The 365-nt window shown below is 51.8% G+C and carries 3 tRNA genes; all 3 read left to right on the plus strand.

Annotated elements, in window-relative coordinates:
- The first annotated feature begins 24 nt into the window (after window positions 1-24).
- A tRNA-Arg gene (locus FOT98_RS31870) sits at window positions 25-98 on the plus strand.
- An 8-nt stretch (window positions 99-106) separates the two neighbouring features.
- A tRNA-Pro gene (locus FOT98_RS31875) sits at window positions 107-180 on the plus strand.
- 9 nt (window positions 181-189) lie between these two features.
- A tRNA-Ala gene (locus tag FOT98_RS31880) sits at window positions 190-265 on the plus strand.
- Window positions 266-365 lie beyond the last annotated feature (100 nt).

Consider the following 365-nt stretch of genomic DNA (forward strand, 5'->3'; position numbering starts at 1 on the left):
CGACCCCCGCCCTCGGCACCATATGCGCCCGTAGCTCAATTGGATAGAGCGTTTGACTACGGATCAAGAGGTTAGGGGTTCGACTCCTCTCGGGCGCGTTTTCTTTCGGGAAGTGGCTCAGCTTGGTAGAGCACCTGGTTTGGGACCAGGGGGTCGCAGGTTCAAATCCTGTCTTCCCGATAATTGTTTGGGGCCTTAGCTCAGCTGGGAGAGCGCCTGCCTTGCACGCAGGAGGTCAGCGGTTCGATCCCGCTAGGCTCCACCAAAAAGTTCTTTGAAAACTGAACGAAACAAACAACGTGAAACGTCAATTTTTATTTTTAGATGCTAGACAAACTAACTTTATTGGAGAGTTTGATCCTGGC

The organism is Bacillus sp. HY001 (genome assembly GCF_007558965.1).
Classification (GTDB): Bacteria; Bacillota; Bacilli; order Bacillales; family Bacillaceae_G; genus Bacillus_A; species Bacillus_A mobilis.